This is a genomic window from Citrobacter portucalensis, assembly GCF_023374935.1.
Lineage (GTDB): Bacteria > Pseudomonadota > Gammaproteobacteria > Enterobacterales > Enterobacteriaceae > Citrobacter > Citrobacter portucalensis.
In genome coordinates this window covers 3,873,761-3,899,966 of record NZ_CP092466.1, presented here as the reverse complement: position 1 = coordinate 3,899,966, position 26,206 = coordinate 3,873,761, and the positions used below count along the sequence as shown (strand labels likewise).

General features: G+C 51.7%; 22 protein-coding genes. 10 read left to right on the top strand and 12 right to left on the bottom strand.

Translation table 11 applies throughout. From position 1 onward, the window contains the following. The first annotated feature begins 4 nt into the window (after nucleotides 1–4). Both mmuP and mmuM read left to right on the top strand, forming a co-directional pair. Nucleotides 5–1,408 carry an S-methylmethionine permease gene (gene mmuP, locus LY264_RS18930; RefSeq protein WP_071692505.1) on the top strand — a complete coding sequence of 468 codons (1,404 nt, stop codon included), beginning with the start codon at nucleotides 5–7 and terminating at the stop codon, nucleotides 1,406–1,408. Next, nucleotides 1,395–2,327, top strand: coding sequence for a homocysteine S-methyltransferase (gene mmuM, locus LY264_RS18925; protein WP_048226349.1), 933 nt, complete (start codon nucleotides 1,395–1,397; stop codon nucleotides 2,325–2,327). The genes mmuP and mmuM overlap by 14 nt, the downstream gene beginning before the upstream one ends. Nucleotides 2,328–2,437: 110 nt before the next feature. On the opposite strand, the gene LY264_RS18920 is transcribed toward mmuM, so the two are convergent. The 9 genes from LY264_RS18920 to LY264_RS18880 all read right to left on the bottom strand — a co-directional run bounded on the left by LY264_RS18920 (nucleotide 2,438) and on the right by LY264_RS18880 (nucleotide 13,009). After that, entirely contained in the window at nucleotides 2,438–2,842 is a 405-nt protein-coding gene (locus LY264_RS18920) for a hypothetical protein (protein WP_048226346.1), read from the bottom strand. Continuing rightward, nucleotides 2,817–4,283: a PAAR domain-containing protein gene (locus LY264_RS18915; protein WP_071692497.1), complete on the bottom strand. Its 1,467-nt coding sequence runs from the start codon at nucleotides 4,281–4,283 to the stop codon at nucleotides 2,817–2,819. Before LY264_RS18915 ends, LY264_RS18920 begins: the two co-directional genes overlap by 26 nt. 7 nt (nucleotides 4,284–4,290) lie before the next feature. Continuing rightward, complete coding sequence (locus tag LY264_RS18910) at nucleotides 4,291–4,983, bottom strand: hypothetical protein (RefSeq protein WP_048226342.1); 693 nt, start codon at nucleotides 4,981–4,983, stop codon at nucleotides 4,291–4,293. A 232-nt stretch (nucleotides 4,984–5,215) separates the two neighbouring features. After that, nucleotides 5,216–6,262 (bottom strand): ferric ABC transporter ATP-binding protein, encoded by a 1,047-nt coding sequence (gene fbpC / locus LY264_RS18905; protein ID WP_000192349.1) that lies wholly within the window; start codon nucleotides 6,260–6,262, stop codon nucleotides 5,216–5,218. An 11-nt stretch (nucleotides 6,263–6,273) separates the two neighbouring features. Then, nucleotides 6,274–8,352, bottom strand: coding sequence for an ABC transporter permease (locus LY264_RS18900; protein WP_008783887.1), 2,079 nt, complete (start codon nucleotides 8,350–8,352; stop codon nucleotides 6,274–6,276). A 68-nt stretch (nucleotides 8,353–8,420) separates the two neighbouring features. Continuing rightward, nucleotides 8,421–9,452, bottom strand: a complete 1,032-nt coding sequence (locus LY264_RS18895) for an ABC transporter substrate-binding protein (RefSeq protein WP_003830932.1) — start codon at nucleotides 9,450–9,452, stop codon at nucleotides 8,421–8,423. Beyond that, nucleotides 9,449–10,753 carry an MFS transporter family glucose-6-phosphate receptor UhpC gene (gene uhpC / locus LY264_RS18890; protein WP_048226339.1) on the bottom strand — a complete coding sequence of 435 codons (1,305 nt, stop codon included), beginning with the start codon at nucleotides 10,751–10,753 and terminating at the stop codon, nucleotides 9,449–9,451. Before uhpC ends, LY264_RS18895 begins: the two co-directional genes overlap by 4 nt. Before the next feature lie 85 nt (nucleotides 10,754–10,838). Further along, on the bottom strand, nucleotides 10,839–12,380 hold the full coding sequence (locus tag LY264_RS18885; protein ID WP_048226338.1) for an MASE1 domain-containing sensor histidine kinase: 1,542 nt from the start codon (nucleotides 12,378–12,380) through the stop codon (nucleotides 10,839–10,841). Further along, on the bottom strand, nucleotides 12,380–13,009 hold the full coding sequence (locus tag LY264_RS18880; protein ID WP_048226336.1) for a response regulator transcription factor: 630 nt from the start codon (nucleotides 13,007–13,009) through the stop codon (nucleotides 12,380–12,382). Before LY264_RS18880 ends, LY264_RS18885 begins: the two co-directional genes overlap by 1 nt. Nucleotides 13,010–13,346: 337 nt before the next feature. On the opposite strand from LY264_RS18880, the gene tauA reads away from it, so the two are divergent. Genes tauA through tauD form a run of 4 tightly spaced genes read left to right on the top strand, consistent with a single transcriptional unit; the run spans nucleotide 13,347 to nucleotide 16,766 of the window. Then, the gene (tauA, locus tag LY264_RS18875) at nucleotides 13,347–14,309 is read left to right on the top strand and encodes a taurine ABC transporter substrate-binding protein (RefSeq protein WP_003830936.1); all 963 of its coding nucleotides are present in this window, start codon (nucleotides 13,347–13,349) and stop codon (nucleotides 14,307–14,309) included. Nucleotides 14,310–14,323: 14 nt separating this feature from the next. Continuing rightward, entirely contained in the window at nucleotides 14,324–15,091 is a 768-nt protein-coding gene (gene tauB / locus LY264_RS18870; protein ID WP_048226334.1) for a taurine ABC transporter ATP-binding subunit, read from the top strand. Further along, a complete protein-coding gene (gene tauC, locus LY264_RS18865; RefSeq protein ID WP_048214813.1) occupies nucleotides 15,088–15,918 on the top strand; it encodes a taurine ABC transporter permease TauC in 831 nt (276 codons plus the stop codon). The genes tauB and tauC overlap by 4 nt, the downstream gene beginning before the upstream one ends. Beyond that, the gene (tauD, locus tag LY264_RS18860; protein ID WP_048226333.1) at nucleotides 15,915–16,766 is read left to right on the top strand and encodes a taurine dioxygenase; all 852 of its coding nucleotides are present in this window, start codon (nucleotides 15,915–15,917) and stop codon (nucleotides 16,764–16,766) included. The genes tauC and tauD overlap by 4 nt, the downstream gene beginning before the upstream one ends. Before the next feature lie 77 nt (nucleotides 16,767–16,843). On the opposite strand, the gene hemB is transcribed toward tauD, so the two are convergent. Continuing rightward, a complete protein-coding gene (gene hemB / locus LY264_RS18855) occupies nucleotides 16,844–17,818 on the bottom strand; it encodes a porphobilinogen synthase (protein ID WP_048226331.1) in 975 nt (324 codons plus the stop codon). Nucleotides 17,819–18,318: 500 nt separating this feature from the next. Between hemB and ehaB the strand changes: the two genes are divergently transcribed. Then, nucleotides 18,319–21,243 (top strand): autotransporter adhesin EhaB, encoded by a 2,925-nt coding sequence (gene ehaB, locus LY264_RS18850; protein WP_048226329.1) that lies wholly within the window; start codon nucleotides 18,319–18,321, stop codon nucleotides 21,241–21,243. A gap of 89 nt (nucleotides 21,244–21,332) precedes the next feature. Beyond that, a complete protein-coding gene (iprA, locus tag LY264_RS18845; RefSeq protein WP_048226327.1) occupies nucleotides 21,333–21,956 on the top strand; it encodes a hydrogen peroxide resistance inhibitor IprA in 624 nt (207 codons plus the stop codon). 1 nt (nucleotide 21,957) lies between these two features. On the opposite strand, the gene ampH is transcribed toward iprA, so the two are convergent. Further along, nucleotides 21,958–23,115, bottom strand: a complete 1,158-nt coding sequence (gene ampH / locus LY264_RS18840; protein ID WP_048226325.1) for a D-alanyl-D-alanine-carboxypeptidase/endopeptidase AmpH — start codon at nucleotides 23,113–23,115, stop codon at nucleotides 21,958–21,960. A gap of 384 nt (nucleotides 23,116–23,499) precedes the next feature. On the opposite strand from ampH, the gene sbmA reads away from it, so the two are divergent. After that, nucleotides 23,500–24,720: a peptide antibiotic transporter SbmA gene (sbmA, locus tag LY264_RS18835; RefSeq protein WP_003021430.1), complete on the top strand. Its 1,221-nt coding sequence runs from the start codon at nucleotides 23,500–23,502 to the stop codon at nucleotides 24,718–24,720. Between the two features lie 15 nt (nucleotides 24,721–24,735). Next, complete coding sequence (locus tag LY264_RS18830) at nucleotides 24,736–25,839, top strand: DUF1615 domain-containing protein (RefSeq protein WP_048214809.1); 1,104 nt, start codon at nucleotides 24,736–24,738, stop codon at nucleotides 25,837–25,839. On the opposite strand, the gene LY264_RS18825 is transcribed toward LY264_RS18830, so the two are convergent. Further along, the gene (locus tag LY264_RS18825) at nucleotides 25,824–26,147 is read right to left on the bottom strand and encodes a DUF2755 family protein (protein ID WP_032942507.1); all 324 of its coding nucleotides are present in this window, start codon (nucleotides 26,145–26,147) and stop codon (nucleotides 25,824–25,826) included. The two genes, LY264_RS18830 and LY264_RS18825, sit on opposite strands and share 16 nt — an antisense overlap. Nucleotides 26,148–26,206: the final 59 nt, after the last annotated feature.

Sequence of the window (26,206 nt, the reverse complement as noted above, 5' to 3'; positions counted from 1 at the left end):
TTATATGCAAACAACACAACAAAATGCGCCACTGAAGCGCACAATGAAAACGCGTCACCTGATTATGCTTTCCTTGGGCGGCGTGATTGGCACAGGATTATTCTTCAATACCGGGTACATCATTTCCACCACTGGAGCGGCGGGAACGCTGCTGGCCTATCTGATTGGCGCGCTGGTGGTCTGGCTGGTTATGCAGTGTCTGGGCGAGCTGTCGGTCGCGATGCCGGAGACCGGAGCGTTTCACGTTTATGCCGCGCGCTATCTTGGTCCGGCTACCGGGTATACCGTGGCCTGGCTCTACTGGCTGACCTGGACCGTGGCGCTGGGTTCGAGCTTTACCGCCGCTGGATTCTGTATGCAGTACTGGTTTCCACAGGTGCCGGTATGGGTCTGGTGCGTGGTGTTCTGCGCGATTATTTTTGGTCTGAATGTTATCTCCACGCGCTTTTTTGCCGAAGGGGAGTTCTGGTTCTCGCTGGTCAAAGTGGTCACTATCATCGCCTTTATCATCCTCGGTGGGGCGGCGATTTTCGGCTTTATTCCGATGCAGGATGGCTCGCCCGCGCCGGGGCTGAGTAATATCACGGCAGAAGGCTGGTTCCCGCACGGTGGCTTACCGATTCTGATGACTATGGTGGCAGTGAACTTTGCTTTTTCGGGTACCGAGCTTATCGGCATTGCCGCCGGTGAAACGGAAAACCCGCGCAAAGTTATCCCGGTAGCGATTCGTACTACCATCGCGCGACTGATTATTTTCTTTATCGGCACCTTGTTTGTGCTGGCAGCGCTGATCCCGATGCAGCAGGCGGGCGTGGAGAAAAGCCCGTTTGTGCTGGTGTTTGAGAAAGTAGGGATCCCGTACGCCGCTGATATTTTTAACTTCGTGATCCTGACGGCTATTCTTTCTGCAGCGAACTCCGGGTTATATGCCTCCGGGCGCATGCTGTGGTCGTTGTCGAATGAACGTACGCTACCGGCCTGTTTTGCGCGAGTAACGAAAAACGGCGTGCCACTGACGGCGCTGTCGGTCAGTATGCTCGGTGGTGTGCTGGCGCTGTTTTCCAGCGTGGTGGCCCCGGACACGGTATTTGTTGCGCTGTCGGCAATCTCCGGATTTGCGGTGGTGGCGGTGTGGCTGAGTATCTGCGCCTCGCATTTTGTTTTTCGTCGCCGTCATCTGCAACAAGGTAAGGCATTGAGTGAATTACATTATCGCGCGCCGTGGTATCCGCTGGTGCCGGTATTAGGTTTTATGCTGTGCCTGGTGGCCTGTGTAGGGCTGGCATTCGATCCAGCGCAGAGAATTGCGTTGTGGTGCGGGTTACCGTTTGTTGCGTTGTGCTATGGTGCTTATTTCCTTACTCAACCCCGAAACGCAAAACAGGAGCCAGAACATGTCGCAGAATAATCCGTTACGCGCTCTCCTTGATAAACAGGATATCCTGCTGTTGGATGGCGCGATGGCGACGGAGTTGGAAGCGCGAGGGTGTAACTTAGCCGATAGCCTGTGGTCAGCCAAAGTGCTGGTAGAAAACCCGGAGCTTATCCGCGAAGTGCATCTTGATTACTACCGGGCGGGGGCGCAATGCGCGATCACTGCCAGCTATCAGGCGACGCCGGCGGGCTTCGCCGCGCGAGGTCTGGATGAAGCGCAGTCGAAAGCGCTGATTGGCAAAAGCGTGGAGCTGGCGCGTAAAGCCCGTGAAGCGTATCTGGCAGAGAACCCGCAGGCGGGAACGCTTCTGGTGGCGGGATCCGTCGGGCCTTACGGCGCGTATCTGGCGGATGGCTCTGAATACCGTGGCGATTATCATTGTAGCGTTGAGGCATTTCAGGCGTTTCATCGCCCGCGCGTGGAAGCCTTGCTGGATGCCGGGGCCGATCTGCTGGCCTGCGAAACCCTGCCGAATTTTGCCGAGATTGAGGCGTTGGCTGAGCTGTTGACCGCATATCCGCGTGCGCGGGCGTGGTTCTCATTTACCCTGCGCGACAGCGAGCACCTGAGCGACGGTACGCCGCTGCGTGACGTGGTTGCGTTGCTGGCGGGTTATCCGCAGGTGGTGGCGCTAGGCATTAACTGTATTGCGCTGGAAAACACCACCGCTGCGTTGCAGCATTTACACGGTTTAACGGCGCTGCCGCTTGTGGTGTATCCGAACTCGGGCGAGCATTACGATGCCGTGAGCAAAACCTGGCATCATCACGGTGAACATTGCGCGCAGCTGGCGGATTATCTGCCGCAGTGGCAGGCCGCTGGCGCACGGTTAATTGGCGGGTGCTGTCGCACCACGCCTGCGGATATCGCCGCGTTAAAAGCGCGAAGCTGAGAGTTTATCGGGTCTACAGTGAATGATGTGGCGATACGGCTGGATTGTTGACCAGATATAGGGTGCATTGAAGTAAAATTAAAGAAGGGACTCCAATGGAGTCCCTTTATTCAAAATGCAATAAACATACTTAGCAACACAGGAATAGATAAAATCCATAGCATTGCTTCAATTTTAAATCCTAGTTTTAATTTGCAAGGCAAGCCTCTTATTAAATTATAACCCTCTATGCTCATACCATAATTAGAAATTTTATTATATTTGAAAATTAAAGTCTCCATAATAAACGCGACTTTAGTGAGATATAATCCTGGTGTGGTAAATAGACTTGCATTTTTACATATTATTGCTGTAACAGGCAATGGTCCGATTTCCTTTTCATATATGTCAACAATTTTTTTATATGCTATCTTGTTGTAAAAATAAAAGATTATTATTAATAATTCATTAAGCATTAAAGCAAAGCTAATAATAATTTTTATATTATCTTCATTTTGAATGAAAAAAGTTTTCATAGATAATATGATCTCCTACATAATTACCTAATTTTTTACCAGCGTCCTCGCCATATTTTTCTGCAATCTTACCTGCCGCAATAGTAACACCAACCCCTGTAACAAAACACAGAGTAGCACCGATTCCGCCTGCTTCTATAGTAGAAATCCCTAATACCCATGTACAAAGCGCAGTTGCAGCACGCCCGGCAGTACCTCCTACCAGTAAACTACTCCCCTGTTTTAATCCAAACTTACTATACTCTGTTATCGCCGCTTTTTTGCATGCACTTTCACGGCCTTTTGCACAGGCATCATAAACATTTGATGTATATCCGGCAAAATCTAAACCTATGCCAACAAAACCAACAGTTTTCATTAGATTCATTAGTTTTGCCGAGCGCTCAATATATGTAGCATAACCTTCAATGTTATCTATTCCCGTTTTATCCCATTTATACATAATTGAACTTGTAGATAAACCTAATGCTTTTTTAATACTATCATATTCTTCTAAATTAAGCTGGGTTTTTGAAAATTTGTTTAAAACAGCATCTAGGTTTTTAAACAGTCTTGCTCGTTGACCAAAGAACTCTTCCCCAGATATAATTCCTTTGTTATGACTGTACGTATCTTTATATAACTCCTGAATTTCAATTAATATTTGTTTTATTTCTCCGTAATAACTTTTACCTATCTCACTAATATATCCAAAACCATCTCCAGCATTTCCTAAATAATCACCGAAAAGTTGATATGAAAATGCATCCACGGCTCCTCTGTTATCATGCAATAACTTTGCATCCTGCAAGGTAAGTGGGGCCAGAGCTTTATCAATTCGATCACGCGCTTTTTGCAATGTTTCAATCTGTTGCTGATCTTGCTTTTCAGGATCAACAACAATCAGAATTGAACCAGGTTGTTTTTTCATATCAGGGTTCAGTTTGTGATACAGCTCTCTCGTACCCTCGGGGGGGTTAACGAAAATATACGGCTCATATGTTGATGGTTTTGACTCATAGGGCAATACACAAAATCCCCCATCGACAGGCTCACGAGGCGGTTTATCCTCTTCACCCGGACAATATGGTCCAGGTGCCATCGTGAGCGGTTTTGGCGCGTTCTGCGGAGCTACAGAGACCACTCTGTTTGTGACTGACTTAGGTGCGGAGAGAACTTCACTCTCATAGAAATAAGTGACATTTGAAATTGAGTTAATAAATCTGCATTTGCAGGGGCATGTGCCAACGCTATGTGCTGTTCCGGCAGCTTGAACACCATGTATAAAATAACCCGGTTGTCCTCCTACTATGTGGTAGAGTTTTTTATCTTTACCGCATATATAGCTATCGCCATGTCGTGCCGTTGGCTGTCCGTCGAGTATATGATTAGTACAGCCTGTTAAAATAGTACCGCCGCAGGTTGTTTTATCACCGACCCTTAAAAAATATGCAATTCCCATACAATTCTCATTTTAATAAACTTAAACTTTCCGGATTACAAAAAATCCAGTCATTTTTCCATGTTGCCATATAAACACAATCTTCGATTTTATTCGATTCTTTGAATTGCATATTATTATAAGCGATTAGACTTTGTTCTTTTAAATAGTCATTATGATAATTACATTGCGATTGAGTATGACTTAGAAAATCAGGGAATCTTTTCTTCCACATTTGATGAAATCTATCTGTAACTTTTTCAGGTATTTTTAGGATAGGAAATTTTCCATTTTCACTGAAACTGCTAAAGGTATATTTGACGGGGATTACAACTTGAGCTAAATGATAACCATGATATATAATATTGCATTGTTTATCAGCCCATAATCCTGCACTCAACAGCAGATAATAATCATCGCTATTTTTGATGGTTTTATTGTTTTTTACCATTTCCCCAATGTTAAAATCATTCAGTGCATATACGCTCCACTTTTCATTAAATTTTTTCTCTAGGTAAACAGAGTAAATTGATGCTTCCATCTTTGAATAAAAGATTAAAATCCCCTCGATACTTCGATCGTATCTCCTCCACAACGGTTCTAACATTTTTTCGTTTTTATGTGTTGTTTTGTTGTATATCCCGCTGACACGACCCAATACCCATAATTCGTGCTCGCTTATATATTGAGTGATTTGGTTTTCTTCCTGGTAAAAATACATTTTTGAATCTCTCTCATCCGTTGAAAACGTGATGACATACTATTTTCTCTGTAAAAGTTGTGCGGCTGATCGCATAAGTAATAAAAAAGCCTGAATCCAATTAAGGATGATTCAGGCTTGGAATAATTAAGTTTATATGTATTTACTTAATAAATATTTTATAAGGATTTTTCCTTCTCTATAATCAAATTAATTTTATCTGGTCCGTTGTTTGATCGTAGCCCGGCACAAATTATGCCGCATCCGCCAGAACAAACATGCCGTACGGATGGATTTCGAGATAATACTGCTCGCCGACGTCCGGTTGCAGACGCGTAGCGTTGACCTGCAATAATATCTCCTGCCCGTGCCATTCCACCGTCACTTCATACTGCGGCCCCATATAGGCGACATGGCGGATCACGCAGCGCTGGCTCTCTTCGCCGCGATCGCTGAGCGTGATCGCTTCCGGGCGCACACCGACCATCCCTTCACCCTGTGTACCAAAGTGCAGCGGGCGCGGCAGATGATAGCCGTAGATATCAACGTATCCGTCGCTGAAGGTTGCCGGGAACAGGTTGGCATCGCCCATAAAGCTCGCCATAAAGCGGGAGGCGGGCTGGCGGTAAAGATCCTGCGGTGAGCCGATCTGCATGATGTGTCCCTTGTTCATCACCAGCACAGTATCAGAAACCGCAAAGGCTTCGCTCTGATCGTGGGTGACGTACAGCGAGGTGATATCAAACTGCTTTTGCAACTCGCGGATCTTGTCGCGCATGCTGCGACGCAGGTTGGCGTCGAGGTTACTCAACGGCTCATCAAACAGCAGCACTTTCGGCTTGAGGATCAGCGCGCGGGCCAGCGCCACGCGCTGCTGCTGCCCGCCGGAGATCTGATCGACAAAGCGGTCTTCGAATCCTTCCAGATCCACCATCGCCAACGCCTCTTTGACGCGGGCTTTCAGCTCTGCGCGCGGTACGCCGAGCATTTTCAGGCCATAACCGACATTCTCTCCCAGCGACATATGCGGGAACAGGGCATAGGACTGAAACACCATGCAGATATCGCGCTGCTGAATAGAGCGATGGGTGACGTCTTCGCCATCAATGAAAATTTGCCCTTCGCTCGGTTTTTCCAGCCCGGCAACCAGGCGCAAAATAGTGGTTTTGCCGCAGCCGGACGGGCCGAGCAGCGTCACCATTTGCCCCTGCGGGATGGTGAGGTTGATATTGTCGATTACCGTATTACTGCCAAATCGTTTAGTGACGTTGCGCAGTTCAACGAAATTTTTCTGAGTCATAGTGCGCTCCATTACGCCTGGTTTTTGGCTTTTGAACGGGAGGTTCGTGATTCACCGATCAGCCAGTCAAAGATGAAAATAATCGCCAGCATCACCACGATCAGAATGGAACCGTAGGCAATCGCCACACCGTATTCGCCATCTTCCACGCGGTTGAGGATGTAAGCCGTCGCTACGCGGGTATCCGGCGTGACGAGGAACACAATGGCGCTGACGGTGGTAATGGCGCGCACAAAGCTGTAAATCAGCGCCGAGAGGATCGCCGGGCGCAGCAGCGGCAGCAGGATGTGCGTAATAGTACGCAGAGAACCGGCGCGCAGGCTGAGTGAGGCTTCATCCAGTGATTTATCGATTTGGCCCAAGCCCGCGATGCCCGCGCGAATGCCGACCGGGACGTTACGCATCACCATCGAGATAATCACGATGGCGGCGGTGCCGGTGAGATACACTGGGGCGCTGTTAAAGGCCAGAATGTACGACACGCCCGCGACGGTGCCCGGAACGGCAAAGCACAGCATGGTGGTGAACTCGATGGTCTTCTTGCCTTTAAACTGCTGGCGCACCACGATCCATGCGATCAGCAGACCGAAGATCGCGGTGATCGGCGCGGCAATCCCGGCGTAGAGCAGGGTGTCGAGCAGTGAAGGCCACGCGCCGTCGCTCATCCCCTGACCGAACAGTTTGGTAAAGTTCGCCAGCGTCAGGGTGTAGTCCACGCCCCAGTTGACGGTGAAACTGCCGTAGAAAATGCTGCCGTAGAGCAGGGCGTTAAAGGCAATCCACACTGCCAGCAGCGCGACCACACTCCATACCAGCGTTACCGGCAACGGCTGTACGTCGCCCCGGTAGGATTTGCCGGAAACGGTGACGTATGAGCGTTTACCAATCCACATATACTGCACGCAGAACACCAGCAGCGAAAACAGCAGCAGGAAGGCACCCAGCGTACTGGCGGCCTGGTAGTCAAGCTGCGAACCGGTGATGTAGAAGTAGATTTGCGTTGCCAGCACGTCGAAGTTTCCGCCGAGCACCAGCGGGTTACTAAAGTCGGCCAGTGACTGCACGACCACAATCAAAAAAGCGTTAGCCAGTGCGGGTTTCAGCAGCGGGACAAACACGCCGTTAAAGGTCTGCCAGCGGCTGGCACGCAGGGTGTATGACGCTTCTTCCAGCGACGGATGAATGGTTTTGATTGCTCCGTCGAGGATCATAAACGCCATCGGCGTAAAGGCCAGAACCTGAGCCAGCCAGATGCCGGTAAAGCCATACAGCCAGTTGGTGTTGGTTAAACCAAACCATTCGACCATAAACTCGGTGATGTAACCGGAGCGTCCCATCATCAGCGTGACGCCTAAACCGACGACAAACGGCGGAGTGACGATCGGCAAAATCGAGAAGATACGTCCGATTATGGCGCTGCGTCTGGCGATACGGGTGGTGTAGATAGCCAGTACCAGACCAAAGAAGGTACAGCCGACGCCGACGGCAATCGACAGCATAATCGAGTTGAGGATCACCTGAATGATATGCGCCTGCGACAGCACATTCATAAACGCCAGCGGGGCAAATTCCCCGGCGTCGTTGGTGAACATCGGAATGAAAATGGCGATGCTCGGCCAGACGATAAAAATACCGATCAGCGCGACAATCGCGGTAAGCGAGCCGATGACGAAACGGTCACCGCCCAGCCATTCGAGGCGGGTGAGCGCCAGGGTCATGATTGCGCCAAGCGCGACAAACAGCACGATGGTGGCATAGCCTAAGCCGCGACCCTCAAGGGTGGCGCTGGCGACAATAAAGGCCATACAGAAAAATGCCCAACCCGCGTCAAGATAATGGCGGCTGCGCTGTTCGCGCCTGGCTTCATGGAATGGGCGCACCAGCAGCAGGCTTGGCAGCAGATACCACAGCCAACTGATATTAAACTGCGACCAGCCGTAGGCGGCGAGTATTTCTTCCCGCGTTGACTCCAGCAGACCGTAGTCCAGGCTCCAGCTAGGCAGCAGGGCAAACGCCAGCCAGCCGAGCAAAACCCAAAGAAATATCGCATCCCGTTTTTTCACGGGATGGAGTGCAAGTGTGTGTGACATAGCGTTTCCGGTAATGTAGGCCGGGTAAGGCGTTTACACCGCACCCGGCAAATGAACGCAACGTGGGCTTATTTACCCATCTTAACTTCGCTAACCCACTTATTGATCAACGCCTTACGTACGTCAGTCGAGCCGTACTTATCCATGTCGTAATTGATAAGCTTCAGGTCGTCGAGCTTCAGCGAGTTAGGAGAGGTCTCGGCGGTGGTGTTGGTCAGGATCTGATAGGATTTCCCTTTCTTCCACGCCAGCTCCTGTGCGTCTTTCGACAGCACCCAGTCAACGAACAGTTTGGCGTTGTCGACGTTGCGCGCACCTTTCAGGATGCTGACGCCGCCGATTTCATACCCGGTGCCTTCGCAGGGGGAAATCAACTCCAGCGGTGCGCCCTGTTCTTTTTCCAGCGAGTAGTCGTGCAGGAAGCCAATGCCGATAGCCGTTTCGCCGCGAGCGGCGTTACGCGCCGGGGCAATGCCGGATTTGGTGTATTGAGAGACGTTGGCATTGAGCTGTTTCAGGTAATCAAAGGCCTGATCTTCACCCCACAGTTGAGCAAAGGTCGCCAGCGCGGTGTAGGCGGTACCGGAGCTTTGCGGGTCAGCAATCTGGATTTCGCCCTTGTATTCCGGTTTGGTCAGATCCTTCCAGCATTTTGGCACCGGCAGGTTTTTCTCTTTCAGGCGCTGGGTGTTGACGCCAAAGCCCAGAATACCGACGTAAACCGCCGAAGAGAGGTTACCTTTGACCTTCGCGGGATCGCGGAATTTCTCCATGATCTGTTCGAGGTTTGGTGATTTATACGGCTGCAGCAGACCCATTTCACCGGCCTGGGATTGCGGATCCAGCGTACCGCCGTACCACACATCCGCCTGCGGGTTTTTCTTCTCGGCATCCACTTTCGCCAGCGTACTGCCCGAGCCGTTGCGAATGAATGAGGTTTTCACATCATATTTTTCACCGAAGGCTTTGGTTTCGGTTTCGCACATCTCGTTGGTGGCGCTGCAATACACCACCAGACGGCCCTGCGCCTGGGCTGCGTTGCTGAAGGCCGCCAGCGTCAGAGCGGAAGCAATCAGGGTAGAGGTAAGCGTCAGTTTCATTGTTTTATCCTTTGACTGAGAGAAGGGGTAATGCCCGCAATGAGCAACGGCATCAGCAATAAACCCATAAAGACAGCGGCAACCGAGAGCAAACTGAACATTCCCGACCAGCCGTAATGTTCTATGACCAACGACAGCGGCCAACCCGCCAGCGCGGCCCCCAGATAGGCGAACAGCCCGAGAAAACCGGTAATTGAACCTGCCGCCGCTTTGTGTCCGCATTCAACGGCTGCGAGGCCAATTAGCATTTGTGGGCCAAACACAAAAAAGCCCACGGTAAAGAAACACACTGCCAGTAGCGCGTAGTGGTGCACTGGTGCCAGCCACAGTGCGGCGACGGAAACCATCAGCCCCAGCGTGAACAGCAAAATCATCGGCGCACGCTGACCGCTGAACAGCAGATCCGATCCCCATCCGGCAAACAGCGCCCCCAGCAAGCCGCCAACTTCAAACAGCATCACCGTGGCATTGGCGCTGAGCAGATTCACGCCGTGGCTTTCCGTCAGCCAGATGTTGCCCCAGTCGTTGAGCGCAATGCGGATCAAGTAGACCAATACATACGACACGCCGAGCAGCCAGATCATCGGGTTTTTCAGCATGGTGGTGCGCAACATTTGCCACAGCCCCATCGGCGGGCTTTGCTGTTCCTGACGCAGCTCCAGCGGGTCATGCCGCCATTCCCCAACCGTGGGTAATCCTTCTTCCTGGGGCGTGCCTTTCAATTGCAGGGTGAGCCAGATTCCCAGTGCCATACTGATTATCCCCGGTGCCAGCATGGCCGCCTGCCAGCCCCACCAGTGGGCGGCAAAAGCGCTAATCAGCGGGATAATGGTGCCACCGATGTTGATCGACATATTCCAGCAGCCCCACCAGAAGCCACGTTCGTTGCGCGAGTACCAGTGGGTCAGCAGTCGGGCACAGGGCGGCCAGCCCCAGCCCTGAAAAAATCCGTTCAGCGTCCAGACCACCAGCAGCAGCGTCAGCGATTCACCAAAGGCGAACAGCACGTTTAAAACGCCGGTGGCAAACAGACCAATACCCATAAACGCGCGCTGTCCGTGGCTGTCGTGCCACAGCCCGGCGGTAAATTTCGACAGACCATAGGTCAGATAAAACAGTGACCCGAGCAAGCCGATATCGCCCTTATCCAGACCCAGGTCTGTTTGTAGCGCCGGGAGGACATAGTTAACGCTTTTGCGCGTCAGATAAAACGCGGCGTAACCAATTACCATACACATCAGCAGCCGGGGGCGTAGCGCCCGGTATTGTTGGTCTGTTTCGCTGGCTGAGCGTGTATGCATGGCAGTCTCCGTTTGTGCTGACTATAGGAAAGTGAAAGCAAAAGGGGATGAGAGAAAGTCCGCAGTGACTAAGACTTTTTCCTGGTTAGCGACTGGTTTGTTGCAAATTTGTGGGCAGGTTAACAATTACTCGCGTGCCATTGTTTGATTCGAGCGTCAGTTCACCGCCAAGGGCGCTCACCCGCTCACGCATCCCCTGGATACCGAAACCGGGAATTTTTTCTGGCAGAATACCAACGCCGTTGTCAGCGACGTCCAGAAACAAGCAATTTTCCCGCTGGCGCAGCGTAATCGACACATCGCTGGCATCGGCATGTTTACAGACGTTATTGAGTAACTCCTGCAACAGGCGATACAGCGTGAAGCGCACCGTTTCGTTTTCTGGCGTATTTTCTAGCTGATAATCAAAGCGGCAGCGAATACCCCGTTCAGCAAAAGCAAATTCATTCACCAGATGATGTAGTGCATCTTTAAAAGACAGTTCATCGAGCGCGGGGGGGCGTAGTTGGCGCAGCAACTGACGGGTGGAGTGATGAATACGCCGGGCCAGGTCGTTGATTTGATTCGCAGCCTCAAGCGTTTGCTCACGACCCGGTGCGCGTTTGACCAGTTGCGACTGAATTTGAATGGCGGTGATGTTCTGACCAATTTCGTCGTGCAGTTCCCGCGCCAGGCTTTTGCGCGTGTTTTCTTCGGTGCGGATCAGCTGTTCGGTCAGCGCGCGACGCGCCGCCAGTTCGGTTTCCAGACGCTGGCGATAATGGTGCAGGTTTTGCGCCAAATGCTGCTGGCGGCTGATGGCGATCCCCAGCCCTATACCCAGCAGAGCCTGGGTGGCGAGGAAAATCTCCAGCTCCAGTAAATTACTGAACCCGACACCGATTTGCCGGGCGATGGTGATCATCATACTGCCGAGCAATCCTGACAACACGCCACCCTGCCAGCCAAATTTCCACGCCATCACCACGTTCGGTAAGAACACCACGATCAGCAACAGGCGCTCGATCTCTGGCGACAGCACCATCTGAGTACCGATGCCAATAATAAAAAACAGGCTACACCAGATAATAAGCGAAGTGCGCAGCGGGGGATTGGTGGTATCCAGCCCGAGCAGATGATAGCGGTGCTGTTGGCGCAGAAATTCATAGATCAGATAGACAAACGGCGTCAGCAACACGCCGCCGGTAAACGACGCCAGGCCAATCAGCGTTGCCGGGCTCTGGATAAACGGTGAAAGCAGGGCAGTATTGAGCAATGAGGTGAGCGTTACGGCGGCCAGCAGCAGCGTTAAGCGTTGCCAGTAAAGGGGAAAGCGGTGCCAGTATGACTGGCCGATGCTCGCTGGAATCAGGCTAATTAACGGCGCAGCCAGCAGGATATAGCCATTCAATAATTGCTCGCTGTGCAGCCAGAACAACATCAACACCGGCGGTAGTATCAGCGCGGGCCAGTAACGGCGAGAAAGCAGAATTAACAGCGCGAGATAGACGCCGTGTGGCAGAAATAGCGCCGCCTGCTGGCCGTTGTGGGTCAGGTAAAACCCCAGCGTCCACAGCATCAGCCAGCCCGATCCCCAGGCCAGCAGAATAAACAGAGAAATAACCCAATGCCGAAGGTTACGCGACATTAATGCCCCGTCAATAGCTGGTGGTCGAGGGCAAAATGCACCAGATCGATGGTGCTGTGGCATTGCAGTTTGCCCAGCACGTTCGCGCGATGAACGTGCACCGTCTTGTGGCTGAGGTCGAGCTTGAAGGCGATCTCTTTTACGCTGTCGCCTTTGACCAACAGATCAAACACTTCACGCTCGCGCGGGGTCAGAACTTCCAGAACCTGCGCGGGCTGCTCGCCGCCGCGTAGCGCACGCAGCGCATCGGCGCACAGGTAATGGCCGCCCATGCCTACTGAGCGTACAGCCTGCACCAGTTCTTCCGGGCCGCAGCGTTTGGTCAGGTAGCCGCTGGCGCCTGCGTCCAGCGCGCTTTGCACAAACGTGGGCGAGTCATAAATGCTGAGAATAATGGCGCGAAAACCGGGCTTTTGTGTCCGCAGTCGTTTTAACAGGCTCAGGCCATTTTCATCCGGCATGGCGATATCCATTACCGCGACGCTGACATCATCATGCAGAAGTGCAGGCCAGGCTTCCGCCGCGCTGCTGTACTGACCGGTAACGTTCAGATCGTCTTCGAGACTGAGTAATTGCGCAAAGCCGGAACGCACCACCACATGGTCATCCACCAGCACAACATGAATCATGATATTGCTCTCTTGCTGACAATGGCCTCTATGATGCCTGCCAGCGCCGCGCTGGCAATCATCGTGGCGCGGATATGTAACGAATGTAACAAAATCGCAATAATTTGCCGGGTGTTGTAGCGAGTGTAGGCCTGATAAGCACAGCGCATAAGGCATTGATTGCCGGATGGCGGCGCAAGCGCCTTATCCGGCCTACGTTCTGTAATGAGCGAAATAGCTAACTATTGCCGTTTTTTTTCTAAAAACGCTTTGTTCTTAGCCAGAATTTTTAATTCCTTTATCAAATTGTGCCGCAACGAAATACTGCCCCTATAACAAGACAGGGGAGCAGACAATCATGGCTATTTCATCGCGTAACGCACTTCTTGCCGCACTGGCATTCATCGCATTTCAGGCGCAGGCAGTGAACGTCACCGTTGCTTATCAGACCTCCGCCGAACCTGCCAAAGTGGCGCAGGCGGACAACACGTTTGCCAAAGAGAGCGGGGCGACCGTTGACTGGCGCAAATTCGACAGCGGGGCGAGCATCGTTCGTGCGCTGGCATCCGGTGATGTGCAGATCGGTAATCTTGGCTCCAGCCCGCTGGCGGTCGCTGCCAGTCAGCAGGTGCCTATTGAGGTTTTCCTGCTGGCATCAAAGCTCGGCAATTCTGAGGCGCTGGTGGTGAAGAAAAACATCAGTAAACCGGAAGATTTGATTGGCAAACGCATTGCCGTGCCGTTTATTTCCACCACCCATTACAGCCTGCTGGCGGCGTTGAAACATTGGGGGATTAAACCCGGCCAGGTGGAGATTGTGAACCTGCAACCACCGGCGATTATTGCCGCATGGCAGCGCGGAGATATTGATGGTGCGTATGTCTGGGCACCTGCGGTCAACGCGCTGGAAAAAGACGGCAAGGTGTTAACCGACTCCTCGCAGGTTGGCGAGTGGGGGGCACCGACGCTGGACGTGTGGGTGGTGCGCAAAGATTTTGCCGAGAAGCATCCTGAGGTGGTGAAAGCCTTTGCCAAAAGCGCTATCGATGCCCAGCAGCCTTATATCGCTAATCCTGATGAATGGCTGAAGCAGCCGGAGAATATCAGCAAACTGTCACGTTTGAGCGGCGTACCGGAGGCGGATGTACCGGGGCTGGTGAAAGGTAACACTTACCTGACACCGCAACAGCAAACCGCTGAGCTAACCGGCCCGGTGAACAAAGCGATTATCGACACCGCGCAGTTCCTTAAAGAGCAGGGCAAAGTCCCCGCTGTCGCGACAGATTACAGCCAGTACGTGACCGATCGCTTCGTGCAATAAATAAGGAGGCGATGATGCTGCAAATCTCTCATCTTGCTGCCAGCTACGGTGGAAAACCGGCGCTGGAGGATATCAACCTGACGCTCGATAGCGGTGAACTGCTGGTGGTACTCGGGCCTTCCGGTTGTGGGAAAACCACGTTGTTAAATCTGATTGCCGGGTTTGTGCCGTATCAGCATGGCAGCATCACGCTGGCAGGTCACAGGGTTGACGGTCCGGGGGCAGATCGCGGGGTCGTGTTCCAGAACGAAGGTCTGCTGCCCTGGCGTAACGTGCAGGACAACGTGGCTTTTGGTCTGCAACTGGCGGGCGTGGACAAGCCGCAGCGCCAGCGTATTGCCCTGGATATGTTGCAGAAAGTCGGACTGGAGGGCGCGGGCAAACGCTTTATCTGGCAGCTTTCCGGTGGACAACGTCAGCGTGTCGGCATTGCGCGGGCACTGGCGGCCAACCCGCAGCTGTTGCTGCTGGATGAACCTTTTGGCGCGCTCGACGCCTTTACCCGCGAGCAGATGCAAACCCTGCTGCTGAAGCTGTGGTATGAGACCGGGAAACAGGTGTTGTTGATTACCCATGATATCGAAGAAGCGGTGTTTATGGCGACAGAGCTGGTATTGCTGTCGCCAGGTCCTGGTCGGGTGCTGGAACGACTGCCGCTTAATTTTGCCCGTCGTTTTGTGGCCGGAGAGTCGAGCCGCAGCATTAAGTCCGATCCGCAGTTTATCGCCATGCGCGAGTATGTGTTAGGTCGGGTCTTTGAACAACGGGAGGCATTCTCATGAGCGTGGTGATTAATGATAAACCCCGTCGCCAGCGGGTGCTGAACTGGCGCTGGCCGTTCTCGCGGCAGATTACCTTAAGCCTTGGTACGTTGGCCGTCATTCTGGCGGTGTGGTGGACGGTGGCGGCGCTGCAGTTAATCAGTCCGCTGTTTTTACCGCCGCCGGGACAGGTTTTACAAAAGCTGATCGTCATTGCCGGGCCGCAAGGGTTTATGGATGCCACGCTGTGGCAGCATCTGGCGGCGAGTCTGACGCGTATTGTTATCGCGCTGCTGGCGGCAGTGCTGCTGGGCGTTCCGGTTGGGATCGCGATGGGGCTGAGTCCTACGATGCGCGGCATTCTCGATCCGATCATTGAACTGTATCGTCCGGTTCCTCCCCTGGCCTATTTACCGCTGATGGTCATTTGGTTTGGCATCGGTGAAACCTCCAAGATCCTGCTGATCTATCTGGCGATTTTCGCCCCTGTGGCGATGTCGGCTCTGGCGGGGGTAAAAAGTGCGCAGCAGGTGAGAATCCGGGCCGCGCAGTCGCTGGGGGCCAGCCGTGCGCAGGTGCTGTGGTTTGTGATTTTACCGGGTGCCTTGCCGGAAATTCTTACCGGGTTGCGTATTGGACTGGGCGTGGGGTGGTCGACGCTGGTGGCAGCTGAACTGATCGCGGCCACGCGAGGGTTAGGATTTATGGTGCAGTCAGCCGGTGAGTTTCTGGCAACGGATGTGGTGCTGGCAGGGATTGCGGTCATTGCCGTTATCGCATTTATTTTAGAGCTGGGTCTGCGCGCGCTTCAGCGTCGCCTGACGCCCTGGCATGGAGAAGTACAATGAGTGAACGTCTGAGCATTACCCCGCTGGGGCCGTACATTGGCGCACAAATCACTGGTGCGGATTTGACGCGTCCGCTGAGCGATAATCAGTTTGAACAGCTTTATCATGCGGTACTGCGCCACCAGGTGGTGTTTTTGCGGGAGCAGGTGATTACGCCACAACAGCAGCGGGCACTGGCGCTGCGTTTCGGCGATCTGCATATTCACCCTGTCTATCCGCATGCCGAAGGGGTAGAGGAAATTATCGTACTGGATACCCATAACGATAATCCGCCGGATAACGACAACTGGCACACCGATGTCACCTTTATCGACACGCCGCCTGCCGGGGCGATTCTGGCAGCAAAAGAGCTGCCATCGGCCGGGGGAGACACTCTATGGACTAGCGGAATTGCCGCTTATGAGGCATTGTCTGAGCCGTTTCGTCAGCTGTTGAGTGGCCTGCGGGCAGAGCATGATTTCCGTAAGTCATTCCAGGAATATAAATACCGCAAGACACCAGAAGAGCATCAGCGCTGGCTGGAGGCCGTCGCTAAACATCCACCGTTGCTACATCCGGTGGTGCGGACCCATCCGGTAAGCGGTAAACAGGCACTGTTTGTGAATGAGGGATTTACTACGCGAATTGTCGATGTGACGGAAAAAGAGAGCGAGGCGTTACTAAGCTTTTTATTCGCGCATATCACCAAACCGGAGTTTCAGGTGCGCTGGCGCTGGCAGCCCAACGATGTGGCGATTTGGGATAATCGCGTCACGCAACATTATGCCAATGCGGATTATCTGCCGCAGCGGCGTATTATGCACCGGGCGACGATCCTTGGGGATCAGCCTTTTTATCGGGCGGGTTGATTGTTGGTGGGGTTTTACTTATCGGGCCTGGAACTGTCGGCCCGATAAGGTGAAGTCGCCATTCGGCAACAAAGTGGTTAGCGCAGGATTTTTTTCTCAGCCAGATCCAGTGCGAAGTAGCTGAAGATCAGATCCGCGCCAGCGCGTTTGATCGAGCCTAGGCTTTCCAGAACCACTTTCTCTTCATCTATTGCACCTGCCATCGCCGCGAATTTGATCATCGCGTATTCACCGCTGACCTGATAAGCGCCAATCGGCAGCTCGGTGCGCTCGCGGATATCACGCAGAATATCGAGATACGCGCCAGCCGGTTTGACCATCAGGCAGTCTGCGCCCTGGGCTTCATCCAGCAGCGATTCGCGAATCGCTTCACGGCGATTCATCGGGTTCATTTGATACGTTTTACGATCGCCTTTCAGCGCCGTGCCTGCGGCTTCACGGAACGGGCCGTAGAAAGAAGAGGCAAACTTGGTGGAGTAGGACATGATCGCAGTATCGGTGAATCCCGCGGCGTCCAGCGCCTGGCGAATCGCCTGTACCTGGCCGTCCATTGCGGCGGAAGGGGCGATGAAATCTGCGCCCGCTGCGGCGGCAACAACTGCCTGTTTGCCGAGGTTGGCAAGGGTTAAATCGTTATCAACGCCGTGATCGCATAACACGCCGCAGTGACCATGCGAGGTGTATTCACAGAAACAGGTGTCGGACATGACGATCATTTCCGGTACGGTCTGCTTACAGATACGCGACATGCGCGCCACCAGACCGTCTTCTTTCCAGGCATCGCTGCCGGTCTCATCGGTGTGATGAGAAATCCCGAAGGTCATGACCGAGCGGATGCCTGCATTAGCAATACGTTCGATTTCGCGCGCCAGGTGTTTCTCTGGTATGCGCATCACGCCGGGCATGGCGTCGATAGCTTTGTAATCGTCGAGTTCTTCTTCAACAAAGATCGGCAACACCAGGTCATTTAAGCTGAGTGTTGTCTCTTCAAACATAGCGCGCAGCGCAGGGGATTTGCGCAGGCGACGAGGGCGTTGGATTAGGTCTGTCATGGTATGCCTGATGTTTGTGGAATCGAAGGCCGTAGTATACCCGAACCTGAGGGCGAGAGGTTTACGAAAGTTGGCGTTATGCCGAGGTTATGGTGATGTTACCAATGCTTGGTATTATGTGTTATCTCTATTTTTGCAATTATGACTATTTTAAATAGTGATTAGTTTTATGGTGAATTTAGTTTAATTTAATTTTTAATTAAGTGGCGGGATTTAACGGTATTTATTTGCTGACGTTTGATTTTTAAGTTAATCATAAGTTCAATATATTGTTTTGCCAATGGTTTTACATGTAACTGTCTAAAATAAAAAAGATTTTTACGTTTATTTTCCGTTTCGAATAATTTGCATATCTATTGTCCGTAATCGGACTTAAGCCAAAGAATAATTGAACCTTTCCTTTGTGAAACCGCATAATCCTTCCCGCGAAACATAAAATGTTTTCTTTGCATTGATAATTGATGGATCAACTATATTACGTCCCTGAGGAGGGATGACAAATGCACACTTGGAAAAAGAAGCTTGTAGTATCACAATTAGCATTAGCCTGCACTTTGGCAATCACTTCTCAGGCGAATGCTTCAACTGATATCTCTGGGACCACCTACACAACGTTTGCTCATTATAATGACGCATCTTATGCGGATGGCGTCTATTATGATGGATATGTCGGTTGGAACAATTACGATACCGATAGTATTTATAACGGTGATATTTATCCGGTAATCAATAACGCCACTGTCAACGGCGTTATTTCTACTTATTATCTGGATGATGGGCTGTCTACTAACACCAATAATAACAGCCTGACGATTAAAAACAGCACCATTCACGGTATGGTGACATCCGAATGTATGACCACGGATTGTACTAACCGTACGGGGACTGACTATTACTACGATCGCCTGGCGATGAACGTCATCAACTCAACTATCGATGACAACTACGAACATTATACCTACAACGGTACGTATAATGACGCAGCTGACACGCACGTTGTCGACGTTTATAACCTGGGTACGGCTATCACGCTGGATCAAGAAGTTGATCTGTCTATCTCCGCCAACTCTCACGTCGCTGGCATTACCCTGACTCAGGGTTACGAGTGGGCAGATATTGACGATAATACCGTCAGCACTGGCGTAAACAGCAGTGAAGTATTTAACAACACTATCGCTGTCAGCGATTCTACCGTGACCTCTGGCTCATGGTCTGACGAAGGTACCACCGGCTGGTTTGGTAACACCAGCAATGCAAGCGACTACAACGGTAATGGCTGGAACGCTGACGATATTGCATTAGCGGTTATTGCACATCCGGATGCGGATAACGCGATGCAGACCACTGCCACGTTTGATAATTCCACGCTGATGGGTGACGTGCTGTTCTCCAGCAACTTCGATGAGAACTTCTTCCCGAACGGTGCTGACACTTATCGTGATACCGATGCTGACCTGGATACCAATGGTTGGGACGGTACTGACCGTCTGGATCTGACCCTGAACAATGGCAGTAAGTGGGTCGGCGCGGCAATGTCCGTGCACCAGGTTGACACCGATGGTGACGGCGTTTATGACAGCTACGCTGCAGGCACTGAAGCCACCGCTACGCTGATCGACATCACCGCTAACAGCCTGTGGCCGGATTCAACCTACGGTATTGATAGCGACACAACTTCTTATGACGAAAATGGTCATGTAGTGGGCAACGCTGTCTACCAGAGCGGCCTGTTCAACGTCACGCTGAACGGTGCTTCACAGTGGGATACCACCAAAACTTCCCTGATTGATACCCTGAGCATCAACAGCGGTTCTGTCGTCAACGTGGGTGATTCTATCCTGATCTCCGACACTATTGGCCTGACCGGTGGTTCTGCACTGAACATCAACGAAGATGGTCATGTTGCAACGGATACGCTGTCTATTGACAACAGTACTGTTACGATTGCTGATGATGTTGCTGCTGGCTGGAGTGTAGGTAGCGCTGCCCTGTATGCAAATACCATCAACGTTACTAACAACGGTGTTCTGGATGTTGGTAACAGCACTGGTGATGCGCTGCAGGTTGATACCCTGAACCTGACCAGCTATACCGATGCATACAACAATGTTAATGCAGGCGTTTTCGACATCAACAGCACCAACTATGTGCTGAATGCTGACCTGACTAACGACCGCACTAACGATAAATCTCAGTCTAACTACGGTTATGGCGTGATCGCGATGAACTCTGATGGTCATCTGACTATCAACGGTAACGGCGATTCCGACACCTCAGGCGATCAGTCTGAAGTTGATAACTATGGTGACCATGTAGCGGCGGCAACCGGTAACTACAAAGTCCGCATCGACAACGCGACTGGCGCAGGTTCTGTTGCGGATTACAAAGGTAACGAGCTGGTCTACGTTAACGACGCGAACAGCACTGCGACCTTCTCTGCAGCCAACAAAGCTGATCTGGGTGCTTACACCTACCAGGCGCAGCAGCAGGGTAACACCGTTGTTCTGCAGCAGATGGAACTGACAGACTACGCGAACATGGCGCTGAGCATTCCGTCTGCTAACACCAATATCTGGAACCTGGAACAAGATACCGTTGGTACTCGTCTGACTAACGCGCGTCATGGTCTGGTTGATAACGGTGGTGCATGGGTTAGCTACTTCGGTGGTAGCTTCGATGCAGATAATGGCACCATTAACTACGATCAGGATGTTAACGGCATCATGGTCGGTGTTGATTCCAAAATTGATGGTAACAACGCTAAGTGGATTGTCGGTGCTGCAGCAGGCTTCGCGAAAGGTGATATGAGCGACCGTACCGGTCAGGTGGATCAGGATAGCCAGACTGCCTACATCTACTCTTCTGCTCACTTTGCCAACAACATCTTTGTTGACGGTAACTTAAGCTACTCTCACTTCAACAACGATTTGACTGCTAACATGAGCAACGGTCAGTATGTTGATGGCAGCACCTCTTCTGATGCCTGGGGCTTTGGCTTGAAACTGGGTTACGACCTGAAGCTGGGTGACGCAGGTTACGTAACGCCATACGGCAGCGTATCCGGTCTGTTCCAGTCTGGTGATGATTATAAGCTGAGCAACGACATGAAAGTTGACGGTCAGTCTTATGACAGCATGCGCTATGAACTCGGTGTCGATGCAGGTTATACCTTCGCCTACAGCGACGACCAGGCGCTGACTCCGTACTTCAAACTGGCCTACGTTTACGACGACTCTAACAACGATTCTGACGTAAACGGCGATTCTATCGACAACGGTGTAGAAGGTTCTGCAGTACGTGTTGGACTGGGTACTCAGTTCAGCTTTACCAAAAACTTCAGCGCATACACCGATGCTAACTACCTCGGTGGTGGCGATGTAGATCAAGACTGGTCTGCAAATGTTGGTGTTAAATATACCTGGTAAGACATCTCTCGTTGTTAAAGAAAAGATAATCTAACTCAGAAAAATGCCCGTCACGGATTTGACGGGCATTTATTGCAAGGAATGCCCAGATGTTGTCTGCAAATAAACCGCTTGTGGAATTTGGTAAGCTTGATAAATGTTTGTCGAAATATGGCAAACACTTTGAGTGTGATAACGATAAAGAAATAATTTATTCCAGTGATATAAACAGTGACGATACCTTTATCATTTTAAATGGTGTAATTTCTCTGAGGCGAGGGGAGAATGTGCTGGTCGGTATTGCGCAGGCACCGTTTATTATGGGGCTTTCAGATGGTGTGATAAAAACAGATATACAATACAGATTAATCACGGAAAGCGATTGTACGGGATACCATCTACCTGCCTCGCAAACAATTAATATAATTGAAGAGTGCCAGCTTTGGCGTGAAGCTTTTTGTTGGTTGGCATGGCAAAACTCCATGCTTGAATTACGCGATCTGCAGTTGATCGGCAATAACTCCTACGATCAGATTCGCGCGACATTGATCTCTATGACGAAATGGGATGAAGCCCTTCGTTCACGCATTGGCGTTATGAACTATATTCACCAACGCACACGAATTTCACGCTCGGTTGTCGCTGAGGTTCTCGCAGCATTGCGTAAAGGCGGTTACATTGAAATGAATAAAGGCAAACTGGTGTGCATTAACCGTTTGCCTTCTGAGTATTGAATCAGGATGCAGGAACGACCTGTGGTTTGTACCCACTCAACTCTGCAACCAGTTCGTTGATACCGTCGCTCATATTGGTAAAACGGGTCAGCGGAGAGCGCGTCACTACGACAAATGCCCCAACGTTTTGCTGTGGGATCATCGCCATATAGGTAATGAAGCCACCGCCGCCACCGGTTTTTTGAATAATTCCCGGTCTGCCATTCTTCGGCGCCATGTAAACCCAGCCCAAACCAAGCGCATCGGCTCTGCCTGGAACATCCATTCCCACCACTTTAGTTAACTGCGTACGTTGATAAATCAGCGTCTGCATCCGGTCGGCCTGCTGGCTACGATGATAAAAGTCAGAGGAGAGATACTGCTGCATCCAGCGCATCATATCGCCAGGCGTTGAATAGACGCCGCCGCTGCCCATCGCTGCCAGCGTATTGTTACAAGGGCTGGCGCCTTTTTCCGCGACCATCAGGCGTCGGCACTGATCGGGAGATGGCGTAAAGGTGGTGTCTTTCATCCCCAGCGGACGGGTGATTTTTTCTTCAAACAGCTGCGGATAAGGCTTACCTGACGCGGTACCCAGCGCATCGGCCAGCAGATCAAACGCCAGGTTGGAATAAGAAGCCTGCGATCCTGGTGCGGCTTTAAGCGTAGCCGTTGAGAGATAGCTCCAGCGCTGCTCGCGGGTTGGCCAGACAAACACCGGGCGCTTGGCCGCGCCGCCTGGCTGTTCGCGCGGCAGTGCGCTGGTATGCGTCGCCAGATTCACCAGCGTAATTGGTGTTCCTTGATAAGTGGGTACGCGTGCGCCAGGAGGTGCATATTTACTCAATGGATCGTTGAGTTTGACCGTGCCCTGATCGAGTAATTTCACCAGCATTTCGCTGGTCATTAATTTGGTAATTGAGGCAATGCGGATTACGGAATCCAGTTGCGGGTGAACATTATTGCCGGGGCGTGTTTCACCAAAACTGCGAAATACACGCTGATTACCATCAATCACCACGAGCGCCATCCCCGTAGCACCACTGCCGTAAAATATATGGTCGGCATAACGATCAACGATATCAGAGGCGAAGACCGGATCGGTTATAGGCTGTGCCGCCTGGACAGATGTCAATGACGCCGCACACAGCGCGGCAGAAAAAAGCAGACTACGTTTCAACGGTGGTGTCCATGAGTTAGAGAAAGTGAAAAAGGATGTCGTGCGTATGCGTATTTATACTACTCATCGGCGTATTGCAAAGCGCTTATCAACCAATGATAGTGGGAAAAACGTAACGATGAGTAAACACAGGAGTTTCCTGGATTGCGGATGTTCGCTTTTGTGATCTCACGCTGTGATAATCTGCACATACTGGAACGTTGTCGAGTGTGAAAACCACAGAAACAATTCTTCATAACCGAGGTGCGAACTAAGTGCCTCGGTTTTGGTCACAATTGTCGGTTTCAGCTTGTGTTTTTGGGCGTAAGCCGTCTGGCCTCCGCACTCTACGGTGGCAAATGCACAGCAGTCGTCATAACGATAAGAAGTTAGCAGGAGAGCACTATGTTTAAGTCTTTTTTCCCAAAGCCGGGGCCGTTCTTTATTTCGGCATTTATTTGGGCACTGGTCGCCGTTGTATTCTGGCAAGCAGGTGGGGGAGCCTGGGTTGCACATATTACCGGCGCGTCGGGAGACGTACCTATTAGCGCAGCGCGTTTTTGGTCGTTGGATTACCTGATTTTTTATGCGTACTACATTCTTTGTGTCGGGGTGTTCGCGCTGTTCTGGTTTCTCTACAGTCCACACCGCTGGCAGTACTGGTCTATTCTGGGCACATCGCTGATTATTTTTGTGACCTGGTTTCTGGTTGAAGTCGGCGTCGCCGTCAACGCCTGGTATGCGCCATTTTATGACCTGATTCAAACTGCGCTCAGCGCACCACACAAGGTGAAGATTGAGCAGTTCTATCATGAAGTGGGCATTTTTCTCGGTATTGCGCTGATAGCCGTAGTCATTGGCGTGATGAACAACTTCTTCGTCAGCCACTATGTGTTCCGCTGGCGTACCGCGATGAACGAACACTATATGGCGCACTGGCAGCATTTGCGTCACATCGAAGGCGCAGCACAGCGTGTACAGGAAGACACCATGCGTTTTGCTTCTACGCTGGAAGATATGGGCGTCAGCTTTATCAACGCGATTATGACGCTGATTGCCTTCCTGCCTGTACTGGTAACGCTCTCTGCCCATGTTCCTGACCTGCCGATTGTTGGACATGTGCCTTATGGCCTGGTGATTGCCGCGATTGTCTGGTCGCTGATGGGAACCGGTTTACTGGCCGTGGTCGGGATAAAGCTTCCCGGGCTGGAGTTTAAAAACCAGCGCGTGGAAGCGGCCTATCGTAAAGAATTGGTCTATGGCGAAGATGATGGCAACCGTGCGACGCCACCGACGGTGCGTGAACTGTTCCATGCGGTACGGCAAAACTACTTCCGTCTCTATTTTCACTATATGTACTTCAATATTGCCCGTATTCTTTACCTGCAGGTTGATAACGTTTTCGGCTTGTTCCTGCTGTTTCCGTCGATTGTTGCCGGTACGATTACGCTCGGCCTGATGACGCAAATCACTAACGTGTTTGGCCAGGTGCGCGGCTCGTTCCAGTATCTGATTAACTCCTGGACAACGTTAGTAGAACTGATGTCTATTTATAAGCGTCTGCGCAGCTTTGAACGAGAGCTTGATGGTCAGGATATTCAGGAAGTTACCCATACGCTGAGTTAATAATAAGGAGATGTTATGTCGACGGTTTCCCGTCTTTACCCCTTGTCTGGTCTGGCAGCACTGGTGCTGGTGGGATGTAGTAGCCAACCTGCGCAGCCGCTAAAAAAGGGGGAGAAAGCCGTCGATGTGGCGAGCGTGGTGCGCCAGAAAATGCCCGCCAGCGTGAAAGACCGGGACGCGTGGGCGCAGGATTTGGCAAAGACCTTTGAAAGCCAGAAGCTGGCACCGACGGTTGAAAACATCTGTTCGGTGCTGGCGGTAGCGCAGCAGGAGTCAAACTTCCAGGCCGATCCGGCTGTTCCTGGTTTAAGCAAAATCGCCTGGAAAGAGATTGACCGTCGCGCAGAACGCATGCATATCCCGCTGTTTGTCGTGCATACCGCGCTAAAGATTAACTCGCCAACGGGGAAAAGCTACAGCGAGCGTCTGGATACGGTGAAGACGGAAAAACAGCTTAGCGCCATCTTTGATGATTTCATCAACATGGTGCCGATGGGGCAGACATTGTTTGGATCGCTTAATCCGGTACATACCGGTGGTCCAATGCAGGTCAGTATCGCGTTTGCTGAGCAGCACACCAGCGGGTATCCGTGGAAAATGGCGGGGACGGTACGTCAGGAAGTGTTTAGCCGCCGTGGTGGGTTGTGGTTCGGTACGTATCATCTGCTCAACTACCCGGCGAATTACAGTGCGCCAATCTTCCGCTTCGCCGATTTTAATGCCGGATGGTATGCGAGCCGCAATGCAGCTTTCCAGAATGCGGTCAGTAAAGCCAGCGGAGTGAAGCTGGCGATGGACGGGGATCTGATTCTCTATGGCAGCAGTGAGCCGGGCAAAACGGAGCTGGCGGTACGTAAACTGGCCGGGAAGCTAGGGATGAGCGAGAGTGAGATCCGCCGTCAACTGCAAAAAGGTGACAGCCTGGCCTTTGAAAAAACCGCATTGTACGAAAAGGTTTATAAGCTGGCGGAAGCGAAGACCGGGAAAACGTTACCCCGTGAAATGCTGCCGGGCATTCAACTGGAAAGCCCGAAGATCACGCGTAATCTGACTACTGCGTGGTTTGCTAAACGGGTGGACGATCGTCGGGCGAAGTGTATGAATCAGTCATCTTTATGATGACGGTGACGCCAGCGCATGACCGCCGCTATGACGCCAAGAATCAGGCTTCCGGCCAGGAAGGGGATCAGTCCAAAGAGGGTACCGACGCCTAAACCGATTTCAACCCGCGGGCGTCCTGTCTCCTGCATTTGCAGCTGCATCAGTTCTTCATAGATGCCGGGCGCGTGGGCCAACAGATTTAAAATCTGTGCACCCGCCCAGAAGCAAAACAGCACAAATACGGCATACGCAATGTTGCCGGGCAGGGAGGAGGGATCCCGATGCTTGCCCTTAAACAGGGATTTTGAGAGCGTAAAATCAGCCATAAAGACCTCCGGAAATAACCTGCTTTTTTTGACGTAATGCCTGGAACTGAGAGTGAGTC